The sequence below is a fragment of the Sodalinema sp. genome (assembly GCF_046483825.1).
Classification (GTDB): domain Bacteria; phylum Cyanobacteriota; class Cyanobacteriia; order Cyanobacteriales; family Geitlerinemataceae; genus Sodalinema.
This window is the reverse complement of sequence record NZ_JAWOCL010000198.1, coordinates 1-5,598: the sequence shown is the minus strand read 5'-3', so window position 1 is coordinate 5,598 and position 5,598 is coordinate 1. Positions and strand designations below refer to the sequence as shown.

Below are 5,598 nucleotides of genomic sequence, written 5' to 3'. Positions count from 1 at the left end.
CAACTACCCCGGCAGAGCAGGACACTGTATTTAGCTCGCAATTCCCTAAAATCCCTTTGAGGGATTGAAACAAAGATGTCTTTGGCTAAACGTTTGCTCACTTGGTAGCTCGCAATTCCCTAAAATCCCTTTGAGGGATTGAAACATGACACCAGAGAGCCACTGGATGCAGCGGGCAATCTCGCAATTCCCTAAAATCCCTTTGAGGGATTGAAACAAAATTATTATTTTCCCAAAAATCACTCCCCAGAACTCGCAATTCCCTAAAATCCCTAGGTCTTGACTTTAACTCCTAAACAAACCATTCTCAAAATCTTCCCGAAAACTGTTAAGCCTTTCTTGAAGCTGTTCAGTCAAACGTTCAATGCGAGAATCTTGACTGAGGCAAGGAGATTGACCCGTTGCCACTTTCTTCAAAGCAATAGCCGCTTGGTTTTGTCTGTTTTTATCTCTAATTTTACGAATAGGAGTTAACAAGTCTAACTTTTGTCTTGGATGACACAACCTGGAGAGATGACAAGGATTATAATCAATTCCAATCGATGCACACCAATCTTGCCATTTAAAAGATAGAATCGTCGAATTGGTTACAACCGGTATCCAAGGAACCCGAAGCGCATCAGCAACGATCGCACCATGCATTGCTTCAGTTATTAAAATCTCTGTTTTGCTAATTAATGATAAAACTTCTTCTACATCCGACCGAGCATCGATATAGCCAAATCCTAAATTTTTACAAACTCTTTCCCATCCCTGGCCCGCAAGCTCATAATGGGGCATATATGAGAATTGATAGTCTTTCTCATTGCTGCTGCTCAATAACTGGCGAATTAAAGCAGCTCCGTCCGTGACCGCTGCATTTTCTTCTAGCCCCAAGACTCGGGCGGACAGCGGTCCTCGTACACAATAAACTTTATAGGAGTCATCAAGTGTTAAGACGCCCTTACCATAACCTGCCCCAGTCCCAAATATGACTCGACGACGCGCCCAATGAGTTCGGGAGTGCAGATCATCATTAAGTAACGTGCCAATCCCCACAAACGCTAAACTTTTGTCATCATCAATTAAATCTGGAATGAGTTGATTCCAGATCCAAGGGTTAAGTTCATCCCCAAAATTATTGACACCTTCTGGTAATTTATAATAGCATAATTTCATAGCATCATAGAAAAAACAGAGTGCTTTTCTTGAGTATTTTATTTATAGCTTTATATTATACAAAATATTGTACCGCGTCAAGCTGTCATGGAAGTTGGCGGCGACAACAGATTGAGTAAGACTGTAACTCTCTTTAGTTCTCGTTCGCACTGTCCCCGCCAGCACCCCTTCAATTGGGTATACTCAACTCGGATCTCGATGAGCCGCCAGATCCAATCGGCTTCATCTGGAGTTAGTCTTTCTTGGTTCTCCTAAAGCGCCGATCAGTTTGCACTAAGCCTATATCTGATTGAATTGAGTTGACATAAGATAGAGCTAACTCCTATAATACGGCAATGAGCTTCTATGCTTGAGTTTTACAAAAAAATGTGTATGTATAACATTACACATCAATGAGGCTCACATAAAACGAATTCCTTAGCTGGATTTCCTGTTAGTCCAATATCCTTACAATTCAACACAATTCAACTTCAGGAGAGACCTTCAGCTTATGTCTGACAGCTATTGTTTTTGTACCTTAAGCGTCGGTGATCGCTACCGAAATCACGCCAAACAGTTAGCAAAGGATATTCAGAAGTACGCTCCTGGAGTATCATTTGTCATCTTAACGGATAATCCGGATGATTTTTCAGAGTTTCCCTCAGTTTTAGCATTTCATCACCGCTTACAGTCTGTGAAAGGCTATCATGATAAGCGATTTGTTTTAGAAAAATCACTCTCTCTCTTTGAATCCTGTTTTTTTGTGGATGCCGACGTGCGAATTTTGAGTCCGGTTCCTGATGATTTGAATTGGAATCCAGGATTAACAGCTCGAGCAGGCTGTGCCTTAGTTAAGCATCTAAAAAGTATCAAGAATAACCGTAATGTTGAAATTGTAAAGAAGGTTGCTAACGACGTAAAGGTTGATATTGAGCAAGTACAATGGTTGCATGAATTCTCCTTTATCCTGCGCCGTCAATCTGGGAAAGAAGTCGAATTTTTTAGAGCCTGGCAAACACTTTCTTACTTCTTCGAGAGTGAAGGATTGTATAGCGGGGAAGGGTATTCAATGGGTTTAGCCGCATCAAAAGTCGGATTGAACTTTAGCTTTGATAGAACGAAATGGTTTGAGATTTTTAAGGATAATATTGAAAAACAAAGAATAAAACAAGGTCATTCAGACTCAACAGACAAAACCATCTACTTTGAAGAACACAAAGCGATTGAGTATCCTCAGCGAAATTTAGTGAGGAAGGCAATCTCGAAAATACTTAATCAAGCCATCTTTTATTATCGTCTGTTGAGATTGCGGCAACAGAGAGCGCAAGACGAAGAATTTAAAAATATTTTCAAGAAGTAAAAAATAAGTAAAATAGTCACCGCTAAAACCATTTAAAACCTCCCACGGTTCCTGAATCCCGGACAGGTCAGGTAAAATGGGGAGACCCAACCACTCCCTCAGCGCCGTGACACAGCATCGCGCCCAACCCAACTCACAAACCCTCCAGCATCACCTCGCCGCCGTCGCCAAAGACTACTATGGCCTCCTGGGACTCCATCCCTCCGCCTCCGTCATCGAAATTCGCCAAGCCTACCGTCAACTCAGCAAACGCTATCACCCCGACACCACCACCCTTCCCCCCCACATCGCCAAAGGGAAATTTCAGCAACTCAACGAAGCCTACGCCACCCTCAGCAACCCCGATCGCCGGGCCACCTATGACCTAAACATTCGCTATTCCCGCATCTCCGTCATGCAGCCGGGTCCCCCCCTCAACCGTTCCCCAGGCGCCTCAGGCCATTCCCCTAACCACGCCTATCTCGATCCCATCGATCGCCCCCTCTCCCCCGGCGAACTCTTCGCCCTGCTGCTCATGGGAGCCTCCCTCCTCGGCTGTCTCCTCCTGGCCATCGGAATCGCCATCTGGCGGGGCGATCCCCTCTAACGCCTAGCCTCCTCCGGTCTTCTCCCCTACAATAGAGAGAGAGAATCTTAAGTTTTGTTGCGCGATATGACCCCCTCTGCTGACACGCCGCTCTACAACTACCCCCTTCCCGAGATCGAAGATTGGCTCCGATCGCTCGGCTGCGAACAAGATCCCCAAGAACTACACCATTGGCGCGTCGATCGCCCCCAATGGAACGCCGACATCTGGCTCGACGTCGATCGCCTCGTCGTGCGCTACCTCGACAAAAACGCCAACCCCAGCAGCGACGAGGGCCGCTCCCGCTCCTTCCAATACTCCCTCAGCCGAGAAGACATCGAAGAAGCCGTCTTCGGCGAAGGCGTCGAACAAGCCATCTTTGGAAATTCCTAAAACTCCTGCAACTAAAACTCTTGCAACAACTGCGGTAGATAATCATAGCCATCGACCCCAATCACCGCAATAATCTGCGATCGCCCGCGACTCAACAGGCCCTCAAACGCCTCCTCCCCCAACTGGCCGCGCAAAATCGACAACACCCCCGCCGCCTGTCGCCACTCGCTGGCCTCAATCTGCTGTAACACATAAGCCGCGATCGCCCCCATCGTCACCGCCCGCAGCCAATCCTGAAGCCGATAATACGCCTCCGCCAACGCCGCCCAATTCAACCCCTGCAAAAACAAATCCCCCGACGACTGAGCCGCCTCCACCCCCTTCAGCAAATAGCCCACCGCCCCCGACGGCTGCTCCAACAACACATAAGCCAGCCCCAAACTGTAATAACACAACGCCAAACTCTGGCCATCGCCCAACTGTTGCGACAACTCCAACCCCTGCTCAAGATAGCCCATCGCCTGTTGCGAGAGATCCGCATCCAACCGTTCCACCTGTTGCGCCGCCAACACCTGAGAATAGCCCAAATTCGCCAACGCATTGGCCACCCCCAAGCGATCGCCCACCTGTCGCGCCAAAATCAAGGCCCGCTGACTGCGATCAATCGCCTCACTGTACTGCTTGCGAGACAAACACAACCGACTCAAATGATTGTAATTGGCTAACTCACAGGGGCGATCGCCCGCCTGCTGCGCGATCGCCAACGCCTCCTCATGAAACCCCTGCGCCCGCTCATAGTCACCCAACGCCCGCTGAGAATAGCCCAACAGCGTCAAAATCCGGGCCTTCTCCTGAGTTCCCTCCACCCGCTTCAGAGGAACCTCCAAATAAGCCAACGTCTGCTGCAAATACTCCCCAGACAACGACGCAAACACCCCACCATACAGCGGAAACGTCTCCCGCTGAGCAAAACTGCGCAAAATCTGTAACGTCATCTGAAAACAACAGTCCGTCAACCTCGGGCGCGCCGCAAACCCTTGCGACAACTGACCCCAAATCGACGCAAACACCAAAAACGTACTCACCGACAGTTGTTTCCCCATCTTGGCACTATAGGGCTGGCGATCGAACCAAGCCACCAGCCCCCGCTGCAAGCCCTGCAACAGCACCGCCAACTCCAACCAAGCGCGATCGCCCAAATCCAGATGACGTTGCGCCAACGCCTCCAACGACCCCCCTTGCTGCAACGTCGTAAACAACTCCCGAGGGAAATAAGCCGCCGTCTTCCGCGCCCACAAGGACCAAGGACCCGGCTGCTGCTGAGCCTCCCCAAAGCCAATGGAGCGATTTCCCCCCTCATAAATCCAACTGACTAAATCCCCTTCCAACTCCGCCAAGCGCCCTAACCCCTCACTCAACCCAGCTCCCAACTCCTGAAGATGGGACTCCGACTGAGTTTTGAGGGACTGAGCCAACTGTTGTAGGCGATCGCTCGTCCAGGGTCGTTCCTGATTGGGATCGAGTACCCCCACCAGCACCGCCAACCGTTCCTCCGACGCCGCCGCCGACAGCCGTTTCACCGTCGTTGTCACCGCCGCCGTGGTTTGATGCTCCTGTTCCCAGCGCCGCAACTGACCTTCAATGGTCTGTAACGCCCGTAACTTGCGGCTCACCTTCGACGACGAACCCGCCGAAGCCTCCAAACTCTCGCGACGTTCTAATAAACAGCGCTCAAAAATCTCCGAGGTTCCCGGACGAATCTCCCGTAACAGCCGTTGATAGACCTGTTCAACCGATCGCACCCGTCCCGCCAGAGTACTGTCGAGGAGTTTATCAATAACCTGTAAATAGCGATCGCGATCGGACATCACTCAACCCCCCATTATGGCAATAACAACTCCACATCCCCCGATTGAGGGAGCCGAGGAACCTGACGTTGACGGCGTTCCTCTCCCTCCAGAGACGTCTCATCCACCGTCTCTTGCGTTCCCTCAGCCAACTCTCGATTGGCTTGCTCCTCCAACAGAGACAGATAATTGGGATTAAACAAACTCGTCAACACATGAACCAGGCGATCGCGCTGCTGACGGGCACAATAATACAGTCCGAACTTTCGCTCCAGAATATCAGTGGGAAATTGATCCTACAGGGAGCAAAATTCTAATCGTATCTGAAAGGGACGGAAACACCATATCTCCAGAGC

The 5,598-nt window shown here is 49.8% G+C and carries 6 protein-coding genes; 3 read left to right on the top strand and 3 right to left on the bottom strand.

Translation table 11 applies throughout. The features are described from left to right. Positions 1 to 285 precede the first annotated feature (285 nt). Positions 286 to 1,158 carry a polysaccharide pyruvyl transferase family protein gene (locus R6U67_RS12990; RefSeq protein ID WP_410252944.1) on the bottom strand — a complete coding sequence of 291 codons (873 nt, stop codon included), beginning with the start codon at positions 1,156 to 1,158 and terminating at the stop codon, positions 286 to 288. A gap of 490 nt (positions 1,159 to 1,648) precedes the next feature. Here R6U67_RS12990 and R6U67_RS12985 point away from each other — a divergent pair, with 490 nt between their 5' ends. The 3 genes from R6U67_RS12985 to R6U67_RS12975 all read left to right on the top strand — a co-directional run bounded on the left by R6U67_RS12985 (position 1,649) and on the right by R6U67_RS12975 (position 3,455). Continuing rightward, on the top strand, positions 1,649 to 2,497 hold the full coding sequence (locus R6U67_RS12985; protein WP_410252943.1) for a hypothetical protein: 849 nt from the start codon (positions 1,649 to 1,651) through the stop codon (positions 2,495 to 2,497). Between the two features lie 76 nt (positions 2,498 to 2,573). After that, entirely contained in the window at positions 2,574 to 3,083 is a 510-nt protein-coding gene (locus R6U67_RS12980) for a J domain-containing protein (RefSeq protein ID WP_410252942.1), read from the top strand. 66 nt (positions 3,084 to 3,149) lie between these two features. Further along, on the top strand, positions 3,150 to 3,455 hold the full coding sequence (locus R6U67_RS12975) for a DUF3143 domain-containing protein (RefSeq protein ID WP_410252941.1): 306 nt from the start codon (positions 3,150 to 3,152) through the stop codon (positions 3,453 to 3,455). 11 nt (positions 3,456 to 3,466) lie between these two features. Here R6U67_RS12975 and R6U67_RS12970 read toward each other — a convergent pair whose 3' ends face one another. Both R6U67_RS12970 and R6U67_RS12965 read right to left on the bottom strand, forming a co-directional pair. Beyond that, the gene (locus tag R6U67_RS12970; RefSeq protein WP_410252940.1) at positions 3,467 to 5,263 is read right to left on the bottom strand and encodes a tetratricopeptide repeat protein; all 1,797 of its coding nucleotides are present in this window, start codon (positions 5,261 to 5,263) and stop codon (positions 3,467 to 3,469) included. Between the two features lie 14 nt (positions 5,264 to 5,277). Next, complete coding sequence (locus R6U67_RS12965; RefSeq protein ID WP_410252939.1) at positions 5,278 to 5,454, bottom strand: hypothetical protein; 177 nt, start codon at positions 5,452 to 5,454, stop codon at positions 5,278 to 5,280. Positions 5,455 to 5,598 lie beyond the last annotated feature (144 nt).